Here is an 18,224-nt window from a genome sequence, read left to right as displayed (position 1 = left end):
CGCCGATCCATTAGGCGCCGTGCAGGTCGGTGCGTATTAGACGACACCGGTCGCGCGGCAGAATGACGGGCACCGTGGGGAACATCACCCTGCGCTCATCCGAATATCACCCTTTCGAGCGCTGCCCAGATAGCGGTCGCGCGCGGAGTGACGCAAAAATCGGACAAATACCCGATGCCCTGACGCCCCTCGTGCACATGTACTGGTTCTATCGATCCTCGCCGCGTTCAGTACGCGGCAGAGGTTCGCGCGATCGTGCGAGCGCTGCCGGGACCCGACCTGCCGATGCGTCGTCGCACGACGCGGTCAGGAGAGAACGGTGCATGTGATTGACGACCTCGTGCGAGCGGCAGCTCGCGAAGATTGGGAGACCGTCAGCCAATTGCTTGACGCATCTTTCTACCGCTACCTGTTCGAAGACGCCGCCGCAGTGCAGTCAGTCCTCGATCGAGCGCCACACCAGTGGTTCGAGGAATATCCTCGACTATTGCTCTCAAGAGCGATCGTTGATGCGGTGTGCAAATCACGCAGGGTTGTCAACGGTGAAGCGGCAGCACCGTACCAAGCGTGGGTTGCCGCTCAAGATGCGCACGCCCCTCGAGACGTGCTCGCGTGTCGCTTGGAGAGGCTTCGCGTGCTCATCGCGCACGCTTGGTACAGGGACGCTTCGAACGAAGTGGACGCGACCCTTCAATACCTCCAGTCCGCCCCATTCGATGCTGCGGGACTACCTGACATCATGCCGGCGGTACTTCTTGGCTGTGGGATCGGGAAACTTCTCGCTGGGGAGCTGGACGCTGCCGCATCATGCTTCATCGAGGTCACCCGACGATCATCGTCTGAACCCGAACACCCCTACGCGACGTTTGGACGCGAACACCTGGCCCTTGCCCACGCTTTGAATGAGCGATACTCCCAGGCGGCTGAGCTCCTCCCCGAGGACTTCATCCGCAGCGAGCCGGGTACCCTGAAGTATCTCCGCGAGCCTGCGGGAGTAGTCGCACGACTACTCGTAGCGGTCGGTACGCTCGATCTTCAGACAGCGGACGCGATCTTGCAGCAGATCGACGGAACGATTCGCGACGCTGAATTCGGATGGATGGTCATTCACGCCGAGGCCATGCTCGCCCTTGCCCACGAAGCGCCTTGGGATGCTGCCCATCGGGTCACGATGCATCTCGAGGTCGATTCCCTGCGCACCGCGCCTGCCTCCTTTGGAGGGGCGGTACTCCGAGCCGATCTCGTTGGCCTGTTCCAGGCGGCCGGAGACTTGCGCGCGGCGGATCGGGTTCTAGGAACGAAAGGTCTTCTGATACCTCAGTCACATGTGGTTGTGGCGCAGGCTCGTCAATCGATGTTGCAAGGCCGACCTGAATCGGTGCTGCAGTTGCTCCAGCAGGAGGAGTCGCGTCATGGCAGCACAGCCGCTGTGCGGTTTCGACCAAGCGGAGCAGTCATCTACGGTGCCGCGGAATTAGCGATGGGCGAGCGAGGCAGCAGGTGTGCGATCCACTTGGCGGCGAGCGCCGTCACGCATGACGGCGCACGGTGGGCGCTGATGGCCGCTCCAACAGAGTTACGTCAGCGGTTACTGCCGCTGGTCGGCACATGGGTGGGAACGGTGCCTCAACCGTGGGTCCATAGTGACCGCGTGAAGCTCACCCCACGCGAGCTGGAAATCCTCGGGGCGCTCCGCGTGCATCGCACCATCAAAGAGGTCGCCACGGACCTACATGTTTCACCAAACACTGCGAAGACCCACGTGCGGACGCTTTACCGGAAGCTGGGCGTCCACTCCCGCGAGGACGCCCTGCGAAGTGGTCGAGACCTCGAGATGTGATGAACCTCATGCCCGTGGCCGTGGAGACCCTCGGCGCGAGAGTGATCTGATCCCCCGGGCAAAGCGACACACACCGCCGCGAGTCACCACGATCCCCTATTGAAAGAGTTGCGCTGCTAGCTCGCCGTCGGTAGAGACGCGGATAAGCGCGGCAGCGCCCACGACGACTGCACCGACGGTGGCCAGGGTGATTCCGAGGACCACGACGGCAACGATTGCCCCGGCCAGATACCCGACGAATGCCAGCGGCATCCTCACCAAGGCATTGATCACAAGCACCCACGTCGACTGCACCGGCCGCGCACCGCGTCCTGCATCCGAGGCGTGGTTCCACGGCGCCGGCGCGTCCAAGAACTCTTGGTCATTCGACTGAATCACTGTCCTTCCTCCCTCAAGACAATTGCGTCAGTTAGCAGGCACGAGGATGTCGATCCTGGTTCCGTCGCAGAACGCTCGCCCATTGGGCTCGGCTCATCACAGAAAGGCGCATCACCCCTGGCCTGGCTCGCGATGATCCGAACGGACGGATTCGGTCCTCTGAGCTCGTCCCGCAAGAGCAGCGGACCGACGCGCAGTTCGGTGCCGACCCGCACGACCGTACCGACGACGATGTTGGTGCGCCCGATCGCCCGCGATGTGACCACCACACGCTGTCCTTCTTCGACAGGACGCAACGACATGAGTTCTCGATCCGGTTGGGTCTGAAGGAGACCAGGCGCTTTCCGATCCCGTGTCAACGACGGCGTCCTTGCACAGGACGTGTACTGCCCGCGTGTGCGAGGGATGCAATTGAACGCGCACCCTTTGGGGAGGAGGAATCCGACCTGGAGCCTCTACTCCGCGACGAATCAGCATCAGCAGGTTCCGCGGTGTCAGGACGGCCGGCATCAAGCCAGTCTCGGTAAGTGTGAGAGGCTCCTATCGAGCACCAGCAAGGGATACGAACTGTTTCCTGACTGCGGCTCACCACGAACAACTCGTAATGCTTGTACGACGGCGAAGGGCCGTTCTGGGCTGGGGTCGACACGATCACTCCTAGAGGGTTGGTTTCAGCTAAGGAGATCGAGAAGGTGCCGGACTATAACGAGGAACCGGCCAATATCACCTGCATGCCACCCCGACTTCACCCTGGTGGCGGCAGGTTCGCCTCAGAGGGGCGGATACGGCTAGCACCAGTGGATGGCTATTGAGCTCCGATCCGTGACCCCGGAAGACTGGCAGCAGATTCGTGAACTCCGCATCCGGATGATCGAGGACACGCCTATCGCGTATGCGGAAACGGCCGAGAGTGCTCGAGCACACTCAGAAGTGGAGTGGCGGGCAAGAGGTGAGCGCGGTCAGGCTTCACACAGTCTGACGATCGTCGCGATCGATGAGACTGGGGCCTGGATCGGCACAATGAGCGGGTTCGTGCACACTGAGCATGGCCCGCTGCTGGTTGGCGTATTCGTGGCACCCGAGGTACGCGGGCGACGCCACGGCGTCGCGGGCGCACTACTCTCCCGGGTCGAGGAATGGGCACGAGGAGAAGGCGAGACGCTCACGCTTGCGGTGCACGAGGATAACGCGCGCGCCATCGCGTTCTACGAGCGCTGCGGCTTCATCGCGACGGGTGAAACCGAGGTATACCCGCTCCCACCGCACGGCTCGGAAATCGTCATGCGCAAGCCCCTATAAGGTTCACGTGGGGCCGCTTCCGCATCACCTCCGAGACACGGCCAGAACATCTACGCCCCACACCGTGTCGCAGCCTTCGTTGCCGGTTTCGAAGCACTCCTCGTTTTTGCCTGGACTTGGCGGTGCGTGTCGGACAAGACTGCAGTCGGGGCGAGTCTCGGCGACACTCCGCAGGAAGCGAAACGCGACAGTGTTGAGCGGCCAACGTTTCTAGCTGCGGCCAGTGCGCCATTTCACGATGCGGATGATGCCTCCGATAAGGATGGTGGGGAACGCGAGCAACCCAAGGAGGATGGCTGGCGAACCCCAAGCCTGTCCGGCAGCTTTGTCTGAAATGTTGACAACCAGCCCAATCGTGAGCAGGACCAGCGCCACAACGAGTGCCGCCAGGCCTATGTTGAGGGTGGAGATCCGGAACGGCCTTCTGGATGTCTGGATTACGCGCCCCGTCTCCCCGACAGCGTCAGCGATGACGGGGATATCGATGAGAGCGTGCGTAACACCAATCGTTGGTGCACCATCAACGACTACCTGAAGGTGTGATTGGAAGCCCTTGCGCAGTAACGACGGCCGCAACTCGAGCTGTGTCTGTGCGCGGACGACGATCGGTGGATCCTGCGGCGTGCTCGCCGGGTTTACTTCGATGATCAGTGCACCGAGTTCGAACACCATCGGGACGCCGCCGTCGAACGACTGCGAAGAGATGTCAGCTCTACCGCTGGACCATACGGTGATGGCGACGATGTGTGGGTTGGCAACAGCCTGCGGTCCGAGAGTTACAGTCAGTTGGCTGCTTACGGGATTCTGGCCGAGAAGCGGCGTTATCTCGACGCGATATCTGATGACCCTCTTCGGGTTCGTTCGGCGGTACACGTAGATCGTAAGCGCCGTGGCGATAATGATCCCGAGGACCGCAACGACGAGTTCAGCGCTCATTCTGGGAGTATGACAGCAGGTGGGGGCGAACTGGGACCTCGTTGGAGCGCGGTGAGTGAAGCCGCCCGCTCGGTTCCAACAACGTGAAGACACTCAACCATGTCGAAAACCGGCCAATGCTCTCACTGCTGCGCTCCCGACCCGCGGCCCGAAGTTGCAGCTGCGTCGCGCCTCAAGCGACGCTTGCCAATCTCGTGCCGTCGGCACGGCCCTCAATGCAATCGCACCGAGCACTAGGCGGTCTTCGACAGGTGTTCCAAGTGGGCGGATCGCTAGCCCAATAGTTTGAACCAGCAGACGGGTCACTCGTGTATCTGCATCTTCACCCTGAAGGAACGTCTTTGACTGAGGCCCAAGCAAGAACCGTCGACGACGAGTTCTTCCTGGCTCGCCCGCTCCCTCACTTCGCGTCCCGCATCGCCATGCTTCTCGAAGCGGAGGGTGGCAGAGCGCCGTTGCGCGCTGACCATCCTGAATTCTTCGATGCGTTGGGCTTGTCCGACGAGTCGGGCGTTCTGGAGTTCGATGAGCGGGAGCGCGGCCTACAGCTTGCTGTGGACGCTCTCGCCCTGCGCCACCAAGCAGCCGAGGCTTTGACGCGGGTCATGTGTGCGGTGGCACATCAAGACCCCGGGACGGGGATGCGAGATCGATCTGGCTTGCCGTTGCGGATAGTCCGACGAAACTCGTGCATGCGGCGAAGAAGACGGCACTCCCAGCTGATACTGAAGTCCCGGTTTTTCTTGGTCACTTCTACCCGCCGGGAGTGGCCGTAGATGACAAGGCCAACGCCGCTGCTGGCGCTGCAATCGGCTGGTACAACCACGCGGTCAATCTGCTCACGGACGATGAGCTCTCAACGAACTCGGCGAACAATAAGGCGAAACACGGACTCGCGATCAGCACCCGGGAAGACGGCAGGATTGAGTTCTCCACCACGGCTCAGCGCTCTCGGCGAGGGTAGATCGATCCCCATCATTGACCGACCCCTGCTGACCTACCTCGCCCGCAGTGTCGCCTCCAAACCGAAGCAAGGTGTCGAGGCGATGATGTCAAACGTCTATGCCGCTCTCTTTCACGTCGCGGCCAGGAAGCACTTCGAAGACGAGCTCCCGGACGCGGTCGCCCCCCCCCTATCCGACAGTGGTCCTCAGCCGGCTGCCCGCACACGTGATCGGTCCGACTGCATTGGGGTACAGATCTGCCGTCACTTCCCCTCCCGACGGCACGAGCGCACCCCGGCCATCAGGACTGTTCTTCTACGGGCGCTTCATGCCCATGCAGGTCGACCTCAACAGCAAGATCGACGCGATCATCGTGGAGGGCTGACGCGGACGGGCATCACCGCCGGCGGCGATGACATCAAGTAGTCGATCAATGATGATTGAACACGGTTCACGCACTGAAGCAGCATCAGACACCGCCTGAGGCTGGTATCTCGCAGCACAAGCGGGAATAGTGAGGGGATGCCAGTCTCATCCTTCGTAGTTGTGGTCGATGCCTCCCCCCTGGAGGTCCTCCTCGACGACATCGTTCATGAAGCCGTCGGGGGTGGCGAGGCGGTGACGCTCTGCGGCGTTGACCGCCCCGCCGCAGAGTACTCTCGCGCCTTCGGAGCAGAGTTCGCCTTCGGCCCGGAGTACACGGCGGGCATCGTCGTGGCCCTGGTCAATAGCCGCACACTGCTACGGCTGGTCGAGGGCGACACCGACGAGGGCATCGACCTGCTCCGCACTGCGCTGATCAAGAAGACCCCCACCCTCCTCGCTGTGAGCGACGACTCGCTTGCGACGCAGCTGGACCCGACCCAGTGGGCCCAGGTCGTGGCGTTCCTCTCGACCACGGGTGCGAAGTGGCTCTCGATACCAGACGGGACCATCGGGCCCGCCGCCAACGCTTCACCTCCGCCCGCGGAGTTTGACCTCGGGCGGGCTCTCGACCCACCTGAATGGGCTCTACCGTGGTCGTGGGAGTGATTTGGCGAGAAGGCGACGCAACGCAACCGGATATGCGGGGTGAATTGTGGCGGATCCTCCAAGACTCTCGCTGATCGAATGCCAACGAGACAAGCTTTCGACCTCGTGTCAACGACGTGACGGCGGGTTAGGCCGCCCCGATCTACGGCGTCCATACAGTCCCGCTCGTCGGTATCAGGCCATGAAGGGAACGTAGATGGACGCGGAGGACATACGCCGACTCACAGCGGTGGGCTATCGCTACTACGAGCGGGTGGCATCAGGCGCTGATGTGCAGACGCTCGTCCTGGAGGACGACGCCGGAATCTGCGTAATGCACGCCGCGCGCGGCGGTGGGAAGATCTACGTCGCACACGACGAAAGCGTGCTCTTCGTCGGTTCAATGATGGACTACGAAGCCGGACTAGCTGCGTTCCGAGCCGGCACGCGGACCCCGCCAGAGAAGTTCACCCTCTCGACACCTTGATTGACTCGGTTCAGGGCTCATCACCAGAGACCGCGTCCGCAGCCCGCATGGGCATGGGCATGGGCATGGACGAGTCAGGCGTGCGCGGTGAGCACCCAATCGATGCGCTCCTGCAGCGACCGGCCATCAGCCCCGGTGACGTCTCGGCGCGCGAAGAAAGTCAGTCACGCGAGCTCTCGGCAATGCACAGACGCACCAGCGCTCCCGACCGAAAAGCGTGGGGCTCGATCGGCCGGGAGCGAGGGAAACGATACCGTCCAATCCGGCCCGCGAACCTTCCCGACCAGCACAATCACCCTGTACACAACCACATCTCACCCCGCCACCTCCGGTTGGCTACACACGTAAGCTCGCGGCCCGAGGGAGCGGCCTGCGCCTCGGCGTCACTCCGCCTTCGGCGCGCGCCACGTGCCCGCTCCACCGAAGGACACCGACTCGAGCGTCGCACCCTCCGGCACCATGATGAGCTGGCACCCCTCCGCCTTGCCGTCGGACACCTCGCCGAGACCGGTGCACTCGAAATCCCCACCGAACTTGAGGACGTTGATGGGCGACGCCTCACCGCTCGACGCCTTGGCCTTCCAGAAATTCTCGTTGAGGTCGCCGTCCGACCCGTCGTTGAAGGCCACCTCGTACGTCACGAAGTACGGCGTCTGGCCGGCGAGTTCGTCGAGTTCGAGATCGGCGACGTCCTCAGCGGTCCGCTGCTCGATCGACGTGACCGTCATCATGCCTTCCGAGATCCGCACCTCGTCGCCAATCTCGCCGCCCGAGCTCCCGCACGCGCTCAGGAGCAGCAGCACCGGAACGGCCAAGGCTGCTGCCGAGGTGCGGATATTGCACTGAGGGAAGGTGTGCCGCAGTTGCCCTGCAGCAGTGACCGCGGACGGGCACGGTTCTGGCCGGTCAAACGACCCGAAGAGCGTCCCGAGCATCCATTGAAGGCGCTTTCTTCGGATCGGGCGCAAAACTGAGAGTGGCAATACTCCCCAGTGGCCAACGCTTCTTCATGTAGACGAACACGAGCACGATGACCAGGACGCGCGCGAGCATGCCAGGGATGCCGCCCTCGGGGCCATACGCAGCACCGCTCAGTACATCCGGGCCGATCGAGGCTGAGGCGAACCAGCCCGGCACGACATGTCCGCTGATCGGGAGACCGAACAAGCCCTGGGACAGGTTCCAGCCCAGGTGTAGCCCAAACGGCAGCCACACGCTGCGGGTAGCGAGGAAAGCAACGCCGTAGATCACGCCCCCTAGGCCGGTGCCGACGGCACTCACAGCAGTCGCGCCTTCGTTGCCCAGGTGCATCGCACCGAAGAGAGCACCTGTGAGAAGCACCGCGACCCACCTGCCGTGTCTCAGCCGAGACAACACGACGGCCATGCCGCCAAGAAGCAACACTCGAAAAACAGTCTCCTCGATGGCCGCCGCAAGCGCCAGAGGCACCAGAACGTCGGGTACAAATGACGCCCACGTGAGCGTTCCCGGTCGGACCGAGATCGCCCCCATGAGCACCTCACTGACGAACACCAGCGCGATCGCACTGAACGCGATCGCAAGACCGATTGCAACATCTGAGGGAAGCCATCGGTCACACGTCAGACCAAGACTCCGAAGAACGGGTCTGCGTTTGATCCCGTAGTAGCCGACGGCGTACACACCGAAACTCAAGATGGCAATGCAGGTCAGGACAACTAGCGCCAGCATGGGGGTCATATGCCCAACTCCATCGCTTCTTCCTCCAGGTATTCGAGAGTGGACAATGGTGGGAAACAACGCGGCAGCGGCCCGTTTGAGAGATCCACGCTAGGCGCACGCCAAGTCCCCCGACCACCTCCTACCAACGTGACTACCCCAAATTTCACCCGCGTTCGGGACAATGCTCCGAAGTCAGCGGCGAAGGTGACCACCTCTTCCGCCTACTGCGTGAGGGCAAGACGAGACCGCTGTCGTAGGGCGCTTCGCCCGAGGTCGCCATCGTCTGTGGCTAGCTGCACGCGGTTACGGAGTACGGCTCCGACTGCGAACTGGGCCGTTGGCCTGCGTCATGTTCCCGTCATGGGAAGCCAGAAACCATAGGGCGAAGAGCAAATTGACGACTGGAGACCCCATGATGCCCAAGAAACAAAGGATCCCGTTCCTGATCGTCGGGTTAGCCCTCGCGGCACTTCTGACAGGCTGTGCAGCGCCATCCGACGCGGACGGCTCCGAAAGCCTCAGCGCCCCTGGCCTGGGCCAGGCCAGCAGCAACACCGTCGTCGAGGCGGTAGGTGTCAGGGAGGTGGTGCAGCCCCCGGCTGCCTCGCAGTTCGACTATCAGCTCGGCGGCCCTTATACCCCACCCAAGGGAGTGTCCGTCCTGGAGCGCGACCGAACGGCCAAGCCCGCGCAGAGCCTCTACAACATCTGTTATGTAAATGGATTTCAGACTCAACCAAGCGAGTCGAAGGCCTTTGCCAAGGCTCACCCCGACCTGGTACTGCAAAAGAATGGCATACCCATCGTCGATCCCGGCTGGGAGGACGAGTATATCTTCGACACCTCAACCCAGGCCAAACGAGTTCAACTGACGAACATTGTCCGCTCATGGATCGACGACTGCGCGAAGTCTGGATATGCGGCGGTAGAGATCGATAACTTGGATTCATACACCCGGTCACAGGGCCTACTGTCAGCTGATGACAACCTCGCGTTGGCGAGGGAGTACGCAACCGTGGCCCATGCTTCTGGGCTGGCAATCGCACAGAAGAACACCGCTGATCTCGCCCCGAAGCTCAAGGCCATGGGCTACGACTTCGCGGTTACCGAATCCTGCTACAAATTCAAAGAGTGCGCGTCTTACACTGACCTATATCAGGCAGTGTTCGATATCGAGTACACAGATGAACTCGGCGAATCAGGGTTCAGTCAGGCCTGTACTGATCCAGCTCGCCCAGCATCGATGATCCTCCGCGATCATTTCCTAGTGACCCCGAGTGATGGCGAATACGTCTACAGGAGTTGCACGGCGAAATAGCGGCGCTGACGGCGAATGCGCCCTCGCGGTCTCCTTAGAAGGGGAATACTGGGTCCATGCGAGTTCTTCTGCTCGAGGATGACACGGTCGTCCGTTCTCACGTTGCCACCGCGCTGCGGTCGCAGGGGTATGCGGTCGACGAAACCGACAGCCTCGCCGGCGCCGATGAACGCACGTTCATCACCGAGTACAGCGCGGCAGTGTTCGACCGTTTCGTCTCCGATGGCGATTCGATGGACCTCGTCAAGACGATGCGATCACGCGGCGACCACACAGCGGTCATCTTCCTGACAGCCGCCGTCGAGCTCGATGAGCGTATTGCGGGCCTTGACTCTGGCGGCGATGACTATCTCACCAAACCGTTCGCACTCGGAGAGTTGTTGGCCCGGGTCAGGGCCATCGCGCGGCGCCCTCCAACCACTGAGGCGCCGCTGCTTGAGTATCAGGATCTGCAAGTCGATACCGTGTCCTTCCGGGCAGTACGCCACGGCCGACAGCTCAATCTGACGCCAAAGGAGTTTGCGATTCTTCACTTCCTGACCCGTCACGCGGGCGACGTCGTGTCACGGAGCGACCTCGTCGAGCACTGTTGGGACGAGTTTGCAGACCCGCGGAGCAACATTGTCGACGTTCGGGTCGGGCTTCTTCGTCAGAAGCTCGGTGACCCACCGATCCTTCACACCGTGCGCGGCATCGGCTACACGATCCGCTGATGCGATCGGCCATCGCATCACCGCCGACGCGGATCATCCACCGACTCCGTGCGCGCCTCGTCATGACGTTCGCCTTCATCGCTACGCTCGGCATTGTCGGCCTGGGGGCAACTCTCGTGGCTATCGACACCGCAGGTCGCACGCGAACGCTCAACGAACGACTCAACGGAATCGCCTCGCGTGCCGCTGCTTTGGTCTATGTGGAAGCGGGTCACACGAGGACGGACGCGGTGAGCGACGATGCGGTCTTCGAACAGGCCCCAGTCTTGGTGCTGTACCAGGCAGAGGCGGGCAAAACGCGGGCACCCATGAGGGTTGAGGCCGTCGCGAGTAACACGACGAGACAGACCCAAGCGCTAAACCGCATTGCGTTGAGTGCTCTCCTTGATAGAGCCGAGCACGGCACCCGTGGGACAGCGGAATTCGCCCGGAACTCCTGGCAGGTAGTGGCTCTTCCGTGGTTCGACGGGTCGCGGGTTCGTGGAGCAGTGGTGGCCGCAGCGCCTCAAGTTAGCGCACTTGATAGCGACCTTCTTCTTCCGGTGAGCCTAGGAGGTGCGATCCTTGACGTGCTGCTCATCGCAGTGGCCTCGTCTGCAATCCATCGCGGCTTCCGATCCGCGGAGACTGCAATGAGCGAGCGTGACCAGTTCGTTGCGATGGCCGCGCATGAGATGCGAAGCCCGCTCGCTCGCGTCCGGGCGTCGGCCGAGTCGTTGCTCCGCGACTCATCGCGCGGTAGTGCTGAGGCTGTCGCACTTCAGTCGTTCGTTGACGATCTCGACAGCACTGGGAGGACGGTCGACAACATCCTCCTCGCTGCCCGAATCGGTCATGCAACCGTGACTTCGCGACACGACGTGGTGCGAATTGACCGAATCGCAGCCGACCTCGAGCATGTCAGCGCATCGGTGCTCGTCGAGATCGATGAGCCTGTCAGCGTCATCGGGGACCCGAGCCTGTTGCGACACGCATTGATAAACCTCGTAGAGAACGCAGTGAAGCATGGGGGCATCGACGGACGTCTGCTGCTGGTCAGTGTTCTTGTCGAGACAGACGACGAAACGGTCACGGTGAGCGTCCGTGATAATGGCGTCGGGCTGCCCGAAGGTCACGACATCGTGCGGCCGTTCGCGAGCTTTGGAGGTGGTTCGGATAATCACGGGCTTGGTCTGACGCTGGTCTCCTGGATTGCCGAGCAGCATGGCGCAATCCTCCGCCTGAGTGGGACGCCGGACTGCACAAGCGTCGAACTCACATTTCCACGATCGCCAGAGCCGTTGCGGGCTACGTGAGTTCGTCCACGGTGCGCAGTCGCTCAGCATCGGCGGCGCGGTCTCGGCATGCCTCCGAACTGCAACCGCTTCCCCACCGCCGTGCACCTTGCCGCCCACCACGGCCTCGCCCCGCCGGGCGATCCGGCTCCTCGATCCGAGGCAAGTGCTCGTCACGACTCGGGATCAAGGTCGTCAAGAACGCGATGTTCCTTCCCGTATTCACCGAATACCGCAGCCCCGAGTCCCGCACCTACGACGACCGCAAGACCGCCAAGGACCAGCGCCACAACCGGGCAATCGTTGCTCTCGCCCGACGCAGATTTGACGTCCTCTACGCCGCGCTTCGCATCGGCATCCTATTTCAGCCAACATCGCACGCGGGCGCGGCCTGAAATAGGTCAGGATGCGACAAGCGCGCGCGACCAGGCAACTTCGCGGCCCAGTTGCCCGGTCTGCTGGAACAGACGCACCTGATGAGTGTCAGCCAGCGCCTCAGCAAGCTCGTCACGATCAGCGGACTCGAAACCCAAGCCCTGCCAGAACGGCCCCGAACGACGACTGAATAGCCACGCCCTCACCGCGCCCTCTTCGGCCGCCCGCTCAAGCGCGAAGCTCGCAAGAGCACTGCCCCGGCCACGCGAGCGATGCGTCGGACTCACCGCCACGCTCCGGATCAACACGTGGCGACCATTGCTGCTGATCTCGTACCCGGTGCTGCCGACGATCGCGCCGCTTTCATCGCACTCGATCCACATTCGCACGCTCGGCGCGTCCAGACCGCTCAACGTGAGATCGACCTCACTCAAGAACGCTGTCAAGGCCGCTACGTCGGCCACACGGCACTGCTCAAGTTCCATACCACAAGTAAACCACCCGGGCCGATCTCGACTTGACGAGTGGGGGCCCCCGTAGTCGAAGGCATGTCGGTTACGATCTCAGAGGCTCTTCGGGAGCGCCCATTGCTGAGCGAACGGTGGAACTGGTGCGTCGATTGCTCCGCGAGCGGGCGGAGCTCGATGTCCGGTTCGCCGAGGCGATGAGACCGGAAAGCTACTACCAAGGCCTCGTCGCGCTGTTCTTGCATCGGACGCACGGGGCCGATGCTGGACGAAAGGACGGTCGTGTATGACCATCGCTACGGAACCAATCAGTTTGCACCGCGACCGGACCGTTAAACGGATAACGGTCTTTACGGGCTCTGCTCTGGGGAACCTGCCGGAATACGCAGATGAAACCGCGAAGCTCGCACGAGCCGTAGCCGCGGCAGAAGTCGGCGTCGTCTATGGCGGCGGTCGAGTCGGCTTGATGGGCGTCCTTGCCGACGCCGCGCTTGAAGCCGGCGGGACGGTGCACGGCGTCATGCCTCGCGCGCTGGTCGACCGTGAAATCGCACACACCAACCTCACCCACCTGGACGTAGTACCGGACATGCACGCAAGAAAACTTCAGATGGCCGACCTAGGTGACGCCTTCGTCGCACTCCCTGGCGGTGCCGGGACGCTAGAGGAACTGTTTGAAGTGTGGACCTGGCAACAGCTTGGCGTTCACAGCAAACCTATTGCGCTCTACGACATCGGCGGTTATTGGCAGCCTCTGCTGACCGCCCTCGACGCCATGACCTCACAGGGATTCCTCGCAGAACGATTCCGGGCATCCCTCATCGTCGAACGCACACCCTCGAGCCTCCTCCAATCCCTCGATGCTTGGGTGCCTCAGCCTGCGAAGTGGAAGTAACGACCTGCTCGCCTTGCCGCGCCTGAGTCTCCTAGTTCTCGCAATGCACGGCATATCGTTCGAGCACGGCCGACGCAATCAACTCTGGGACTCGCCTACTCACAGAAGTGTCCATGGGACAAGCGTGCCAGACGCGACTTGGCGGGTACGGCACACACCGCTCCCTTTTCGATTGGCGCGATCTGTACGGCCATAGTCTCGGATGCAGGTGGTGCGGGCACATCGCTCGCAGTTTGCTGGTGTCATGACTTCAGAACGCTCATCAGTGAAACGCTGCTCTGACGGCAGCGCCGGGGATGCGGACTACGGGGCGATCGGCGCCGGCTACTCCGGCTATCGGCAACCTGAACCGTCGTTCTTGGCCGCGATCAGCCAGGCCCTTGGCACCGCGCGCACGCTGGTGAATGTAGGTGCCGGCGCCGGTTCCTACGAACCGAGACACCTGCGGGTAACAGCGGTCGAGCCGAGCGCCGCGATGCGCGCACAACGCCCTGCCGGGTCGGCCCCGGTTGTCAACGCTGCAGCAGAAGACCTCCCCTTCGGCGATGACAGCTTCGACGCTGCCTTGGCGTCGTTCACGGTGCACCAGTGGCGCGACCTTCGCGCCGGCCTGCACGAGATCCGTCGAGTGACCCAGGGGCCAGTGGTGATCCTCACATGCGACCCGGCCGTGCTGGAACGGTCGTGGATCCATGACTACGCTCCCGAAGTCACCACCGTCGAGGCCAGCCGCTACCCGGCCATTGCTGACCTACGAGCAGGGCTGGGCGGCAGGGTCGAAGCCCGCACGGTGCCGATCCCACTGTCGTGCGTCGACGGATTCTCCGAAGAGAACTACGGCCGACCTGAGGCGCTACTCGATCCCGGCGCGCGACGCGCGAACTCCGCATGGAGCTTCGTCCACCCGGAAACTGAGTCCCGCTTCCAACGGCTCCTCCACGCCGATCTTGCATCCGGTGCCTGGGATAGGCGATACGGGCATCTGCGGACGCAACCCGCCTTGGACGGCTCGCTCCGCCTCATCGTCGGCCTGCCGTGACCGGCACCGCACCTCGTCCACGGGGTGGTGGGCAGGGCCGACTGCCGCATGGTTCGGGGCGCTGCAGTTCGCGGAGCTCAACCCGGTCCTCGCCGTGACGACACGATTGCCGATCGCCCCCCTCCGCGCCATGTTCGCTGTGGCCGCCGTCATTGTCGCCCGCGTTCTGATTGGAGCCGCAGCTACCGCCGCGGTCGGGGTGCGATCCCCTCTACTGGCAGATGCGCGATAGGTTCGGATCCGTGAATCACAACGGGGACCGGGACCACAGAGTAGCGGTGCTCGTCCTCGATGGAGCGAAGGCGCTCGATGTAGGTATCGCGGCTCACGTGTTCGCGAAGCGGCCGAGTATGCCCTACGAAGTGCGCGTATGCGGCGTGCAGCCTGGCACCGCCGAGGGCTGGAACGGTCTCGCGTACGCGGTCGGTCACGGGTTGGAAGAGCTCGCCTGGGCCGACACTGTCCTCGTTCCGGGTTACCGGAATCCGGCCGACAGGACGACGCCCCCGGCGGCGATCGATGCCCTCCGCGCAGCCCATAAACGGGGCGCGCGGATTGCGGCGATCTCCACCGGGGCGTTCACGCTCGCCAACGCCGGGCTCCTGGACGGACACACCGCCACTACTCACTGGGACTACACGCATGTGCTCCGCGACCGGTACCCCGAGGTGAACGTCGACGAGAACGTGCTCTTCGCCGAGGGGCTTGTGCCACCACTGAGCGTTCGTACGACGGAAGAGCGAACCGACGAGGGGAGCGCCCTCGATGTCGCTCAGATTGCTTGCGGTAGCTGTACTTCCAAGACGTTGTTCGTGCTCTTGAGCGAGGCAATCACTGCAGGGTGAGCCTGCGAATAGACCACTTCGTAATCTCTTTCTCCGAGTTCTGGGCGCACTGGCCAAGCCAGCTGCTCGTCGGTCAGGGAGAACTGCGCGTCCACTTCGAACTTGTTGCCTCGAGGATCTATCCGATGCCAGCCACCCTCAATCCATACTGCGACGAGCCCGTGGATTACGAAGGCACTGCCATCGTCCGTCAGTCTTTGGTAGGCAAGGCCCGCGGGAATGCCGCGAGCGCGGAGGAGCGCGACAAGCAGGTGCGCCTTCGCATGACAGAGTCCGGTGCCGCTGATGAGGGCATCGGAACCGGAGATCGACATTCGTGGGTCTTGAGCATCCCAGGAGTGTGTGATCGAATCACGCACGTGTTCGTACACGGCTCGGGCGTAATCGAGGTCGTCGATGTGCTGTACCGATATCTCGTCAGTGAGCGTGACCACAGCAGGATGAGACCAGTCGAAGACGTCATCTTCAACCAGGTAGAGGTCGAGGCTGTCTGCTTCCAGGTTCACTGGTGGCACATTTCCGGCGGTGACGACGCGAGGCTCTTCTGCACACGGTGGCTACACATAGTTTCGGTCGACGGTCTCACGACTGGGAAGGGCGTTCGTCGGCGAGCATCGCGAAGATCAGGCTATCGGTCCACTCGCCTTTGCTCCAATAGTCCTGTCGGTGGTGTGCTTCCTGCCGCATTCCCACCCGAGTCGCGAGGCGCGCAGAGGCCGTGTTCCGGGCATCCATTTGCGCGAGGACCCGATGGACGTCTTGATGCTCGAAAGCGATGCGTAGGCTAGTAGTGACTGCCTCGCTTGCATAACCCTTTCCACCGTGCTCGGGATCGAGTGTCCAGCCGACCTCGACCGTTCGCGGCTCCTGCTCCGTCCGCCACAGCGAAACCGTGCCAATCAACGAGCCCTCCCGCTCGATCACGAGGGCGAGGGCGCCTGCAGGATCAGCCAGACCAGACCGCCGAAGGCGCCGCTCGAGCTGCGCTTTCCCCGCCTCTTGCGTCCAGGGATCCTCGAGGAGGTACCTCGCTACGCCTGGATGTGAGTGGATGGCGACGAGTCGGTCCAGATCACTTTCGCGATGCAGACGGAGCGTCAACCGAGGAGTCAGCGCAAACGTATCCGTGTTCATTCCCTCAATTCTCCTTCAGACTGCGCCCATGTTCAACAGTCTGCGCGACGCATTCAGACGTTCGGTGGCTGACCGTGAACCGTGCAAGCGGATCCGGCGCTCTCCGACCCGCTTGCGGGACCTCGGGACGGGCCATCATGTCTACAGGCCGCTACTTTCGATGCGCTGAATGAGCGGTTCGAGCGCGGAGATGATCACCCGCGCATCTTGGCCGGAACTGGACCCGTTCAGATCACTAGACTCCAGCTCGCCGACTTCCAGTCCGACGACCTCGCTATGTGCGAGAACCCGAGCGCACTCGTGTAGCTGCTCCAGTGTCATGCCGTCGGAGACGCGGTAATCAGTGGGCACGATGCCCGGGTCCAGAACGTCACAATCGATATGCGCGTAGACGGGCCGCCCGGCCACAGCGCGGCCAAGCAGCTCTGCCATGTCGGGGCCGACACGAATGAGTTTGACGCGGCCTTCTTCAAGGAATTGGAGTTCGAACGGGTCGATGTCGCGCGCTCCGACAAGGATGGTGTTCGTGTCTGCGAGTCCGTTTCCAAGACCGGAGGTCCAAAGTCCGAGGCTGCCCGAGAGCGCCAAGCCGCCGAGATAGCCGGTCTCCGTGGAGGCCGGTGTGTTGAGGTCGGCGTGAGCGTCGAACCAGACGACAACGGCGTCAGGGCGATGGCGGGCGATGACTGGCAGCGTGGCGAGCGCGACGGCGCACCGGCTGATGGCGGCGACTGGGGTGGAGCGGCCGGCGAGGTACGAGTCGTAGTGCAGTGCCATGCGTTGGAGCGCGGGGCGAGCCTCCTCGAGTTCTGCGGCCCAGTCCGTCGGACTAGACGCACTGGGCTCGCCGATCACCGTTGGTTCCAATCCGAGACGCTCTCCCAACGCCGCTGCGAGCATCGGTGACGCAGTCATCGCTCGGTCATTGTGATCGCCTGCGCGCCCAGCGAAATGAATCAATGTAGTCGTCACTGCGGGGTTCCTTTGCGGTTGAGTCGGCTCTCTGTGCGGGGCAGTGGTAACAACGCTATGAACCGGCAATGTGGTCCCACAACCGACAATCTGCGGTATCTGTCTTATTTTCTCAGCGATCTGGTGAGCTGCACTAAACTTATTGCATGATCGATGACCTCGACCGCCGACTCATTTCGCTCCTGCGAACGCAATCGAGGATGCCGGTCGCGGCGTTGGCCCGGGAGCTGAACGTGAATAGGTCGACAGTCGCGGCGCGGATCGAGACCTTGACGGACTCCGGCGTGATCGAAGCGTTCACGATCCGCCTCAGCGACGAAGTCGATCGCGACGCGATCGAGGCCATCACCCTGATCTCCAGCATGCCGAATCGCGGGCAGGACGTTGTCAGGGCCGTGCGAGGGTTTCCTGAAGTTGAGCGTCTGCACTCGACGCTTGGCACCTGGGACCTGGCTGCTCAGCTACGCACACCGTCCCTGACCGAATTCGATGCTGTCCTTGAACGAATCAGGGCCGTGCCTGGTGTGACAAACACAGACACGATCCTTCTCGTGAACTCGCTTACTGGACACTGACGCTCCCGACAAAGGCCGGCC

At 62.6% G+C, this 18,224-nt stretch carries 20 protein-coding genes; 12 read left to right on the top strand and 8 right to left on the bottom strand.

The window, feature by feature from the left end; translation table 11 throughout:
• Nucleotides 1-319 precede the first annotated feature (319 nt).
• Nucleotides 320-1,840: a LuxR C-terminal-related transcriptional regulator gene (locus ITJ66_RS20235; RefSeq protein ID WP_370582688.1), complete on the top strand. Its 1,521-nt coding sequence runs from the start codon at nucleotides 320-322 to the stop codon at nucleotides 1,838-1,840.
• A gap of 96 nt (nucleotides 1,841-1,936) precedes the next feature.
• On the opposite strand, the gene ITJ66_RS16670 is transcribed toward ITJ66_RS20235, so the two are convergent.
• Nucleotides 1,937-2,218, bottom strand: coding sequence for a hypothetical protein (locus ITJ66_RS16670; RefSeq protein ID WP_194645342.1), 282 nt, complete (start codon nucleotides 2,216-2,218; stop codon nucleotides 1,937-1,939).
• Between the two features lie 801 nt (nucleotides 2,219-3,019).
• On the opposite strand from ITJ66_RS16670, the gene ITJ66_RS16665 reads away from it, so the two are divergent.
• Nucleotides 3,020-3,517 carry a GNAT family N-acetyltransferase gene (locus ITJ66_RS16665; RefSeq protein WP_194645341.1) on the top strand — a complete coding sequence of 166 codons (498 nt, stop codon included), beginning with the start codon at nucleotides 3,020-3,022 and terminating at the stop codon, nucleotides 3,515-3,517.
• 210 nt (nucleotides 3,518-3,727) lie between these two features.
• On the opposite strand, the gene ITJ66_RS16660 is transcribed toward ITJ66_RS16665, so the two are convergent.
• The gene (locus tag ITJ66_RS16660) at nucleotides 3,728-4,453 is read right to left on the bottom strand and encodes a hypothetical protein (protein WP_194645340.1); all 726 of its coding nucleotides are present in this window, start codon (nucleotides 4,451-4,453) and stop codon (nucleotides 3,728-3,730) included.
• A 1,466-nt stretch (nucleotides 4,454-5,919) separates the two neighbouring features.
• On the opposite strand from ITJ66_RS16660, the gene ITJ66_RS16655 reads away from it, so the two are divergent.
• Both ITJ66_RS16655 and ITJ66_RS16650 read left to right on the top strand, forming a co-directional pair.
• A complete protein-coding gene (locus ITJ66_RS16655; RefSeq protein ID WP_194645339.1) occupies nucleotides 5,920-6,429 on the top strand; it encodes a hypothetical protein in 510 nt (169 codons plus the stop codon).
• A 196-nt stretch (nucleotides 6,430-6,625) separates the two neighbouring features.
• Nucleotides 6,626-6,895 (top strand): hypothetical protein, encoded by a 270-nt coding sequence (locus tag ITJ66_RS16650; RefSeq protein WP_228501961.1) that lies wholly within the window; start codon nucleotides 6,626-6,628, stop codon nucleotides 6,893-6,895.
• Nucleotides 6,896-7,278: 383 nt separating this feature from the next.
• Here ITJ66_RS16650 and ITJ66_RS16645 read toward each other — a convergent pair whose 3' ends face one another.
• The gene (locus tag ITJ66_RS16645) at nucleotides 7,279-7,623 is read right to left on the bottom strand and encodes a hypothetical protein (RefSeq protein WP_194645338.1); all 345 of its coding nucleotides are present in this window, start codon (nucleotides 7,621-7,623) and stop codon (nucleotides 7,279-7,281) included.
• Nucleotides 7,624-7,801: 178 nt separating this feature from the next.
• Nucleotides 7,802-8,614, bottom strand: a complete 813-nt coding sequence (locus tag ITJ66_RS16640; RefSeq protein WP_194645337.1) for a CPBP family intramembrane glutamic endopeptidase — start codon at nucleotides 8,612-8,614, stop codon at nucleotides 7,802-7,804.
• A 397-nt stretch (nucleotides 8,615-9,011) separates the two neighbouring features.
• Between ITJ66_RS16640 and ITJ66_RS16635 the strand changes: the two genes are divergently transcribed.
• From ITJ66_RS16635 to ITJ66_RS16620, 4 genes are all read left to right on the top strand, one after another.
• Nucleotides 9,012-9,914: an endo alpha-1,4 polygalactosaminidase gene (locus tag ITJ66_RS16635; RefSeq protein WP_194645774.1), complete on the top strand. Its 903-nt coding sequence runs from the start codon at nucleotides 9,012-9,014 to the stop codon at nucleotides 9,912-9,914.
• A 56-nt stretch (nucleotides 9,915-9,970) separates the two neighbouring features.
• Entirely contained in the window at nucleotides 9,971-10,627 is a 657-nt protein-coding gene (locus tag ITJ66_RS16630; protein ID WP_194645336.1) for a response regulator transcription factor, read from the top strand.
• On the top strand, nucleotides 10,627-11,922 hold the full coding sequence (locus ITJ66_RS16625) for a sensor histidine kinase KdpD (protein WP_194645335.1): 1,296 nt from the start codon (nucleotides 10,627-10,629) through the stop codon (nucleotides 11,920-11,922). The genes ITJ66_RS16630 and ITJ66_RS16625 overlap by 1 nt, the downstream gene beginning before the upstream one ends.
• A 185-nt stretch (nucleotides 11,923-12,107) precedes the next feature.
• A complete protein-coding gene (locus ITJ66_RS16620) occupies nucleotides 12,108-12,296 on the top strand; it encodes a hypothetical protein (RefSeq protein ID WP_194645334.1) in 189 nt (62 codons plus the stop codon).
• A gap of 6 nt (nucleotides 12,297-12,302) precedes the next feature.
• Here the strand turns inward: ITJ66_RS16620 and ITJ66_RS16615 are convergent, their stop codons facing one another.
• Nucleotides 12,303-12,761: a GNAT family N-acetyltransferase gene (locus ITJ66_RS16615; protein ID WP_194645333.1), complete on the bottom strand. Its 459-nt coding sequence runs from the start codon at nucleotides 12,759-12,761 to the stop codon at nucleotides 12,303-12,305.
• A gap of 268 nt (nucleotides 12,762-13,029) precedes the next feature.
• Here ITJ66_RS16615 and ITJ66_RS16610 point away from each other — a divergent pair, with 268 nt between their 5' ends.
• The 3 genes from ITJ66_RS16610 to ITJ66_RS16600 all read left to right on the top strand — a co-directional run bounded on the left by ITJ66_RS16610 (nucleotide 13,030) and on the right by ITJ66_RS16600 (nucleotide 15,522).
• Nucleotides 13,030-13,638 (top strand): TIGR00730 family Rossman fold protein, encoded by a 609-nt coding sequence (locus tag ITJ66_RS16610; protein ID WP_194645332.1) that lies wholly within the window; start codon nucleotides 13,030-13,032, stop codon nucleotides 13,636-13,638.
• Between the two features lie 244 nt (nucleotides 13,639-13,882).
• The gene (locus ITJ66_RS16605; protein ID WP_194645331.1) at nucleotides 13,883-14,677 is read left to right on the top strand and encodes a class I SAM-dependent methyltransferase; all 795 of its coding nucleotides are present in this window, start codon (nucleotides 13,883-13,885) and stop codon (nucleotides 14,675-14,677) included.
• Between the two features lie 242 nt (nucleotides 14,678-14,919).
• Nucleotides 14,920-15,522 (top strand): DJ-1/PfpI family protein, encoded by a 603-nt coding sequence (locus ITJ66_RS16600; protein WP_370582687.1) that lies wholly within the window; start codon nucleotides 14,920-14,922, stop codon nucleotides 15,520-15,522.
• On the opposite strand, the gene ITJ66_RS16595 is transcribed toward ITJ66_RS16600, so the two are convergent.
• The 3 genes from ITJ66_RS16595 to ITJ66_RS16585 all read right to left on the bottom strand — a co-directional run bounded on the left by ITJ66_RS16595 (nucleotide 15,450) and on the right by ITJ66_RS16585 (nucleotide 17,433).
• The gene (locus ITJ66_RS16595; RefSeq protein ID WP_194645329.1) at nucleotides 15,450-16,028 is read right to left on the bottom strand and encodes a transglutaminase-like domain-containing protein; all 579 of its coding nucleotides are present in this window, start codon (nucleotides 16,026-16,028) and stop codon (nucleotides 15,450-15,452) included. The genes ITJ66_RS16600 and ITJ66_RS16595 overlap by 73 nt on opposite strands.
• A gap of 76 nt (nucleotides 16,029-16,104) precedes the next feature.
• Nucleotides 16,105-16,656 carry a GNAT family N-acetyltransferase gene (locus ITJ66_RS16590; protein WP_194645328.1) on the bottom strand — a complete coding sequence of 184 codons (552 nt, stop codon included), beginning with the start codon at nucleotides 16,654-16,656 and terminating at the stop codon, nucleotides 16,105-16,107.
• Between the two features lie 141 nt (nucleotides 16,657-16,797).
• A complete protein-coding gene (locus tag ITJ66_RS16585; RefSeq protein WP_228501960.1) occupies nucleotides 16,798-17,433 on the bottom strand; it encodes an arginase family protein in 636 nt (211 codons plus the stop codon).
• Between the two features lie 341 nt (nucleotides 17,434-17,774).
• Between ITJ66_RS16585 and ITJ66_RS16580 the strand changes: the two genes are divergently transcribed.
• Nucleotides 17,775-18,203: an Lrp/AsnC family transcriptional regulator gene (locus ITJ66_RS16580; protein WP_194645326.1), complete on the top strand. Its 429-nt coding sequence runs from the start codon at nucleotides 17,775-17,777 to the stop codon at nucleotides 18,201-18,203.
• The last annotated feature ends 21 nt before the right edge of the window (nucleotides 18,204-18,224 follow it).

The organism is Plantibacter sp. VKM Ac-2885, assembly GCF_015351205.1.
GTDB classification, from domain to species: Bacteria; Actinomycetota; Actinomycetes; order Actinomycetales; family Microbacteriaceae; genus Plantibacter; species Plantibacter auratus.
This window is presented reverse-complemented; position numbering and strand designations above follow the sequence as displayed.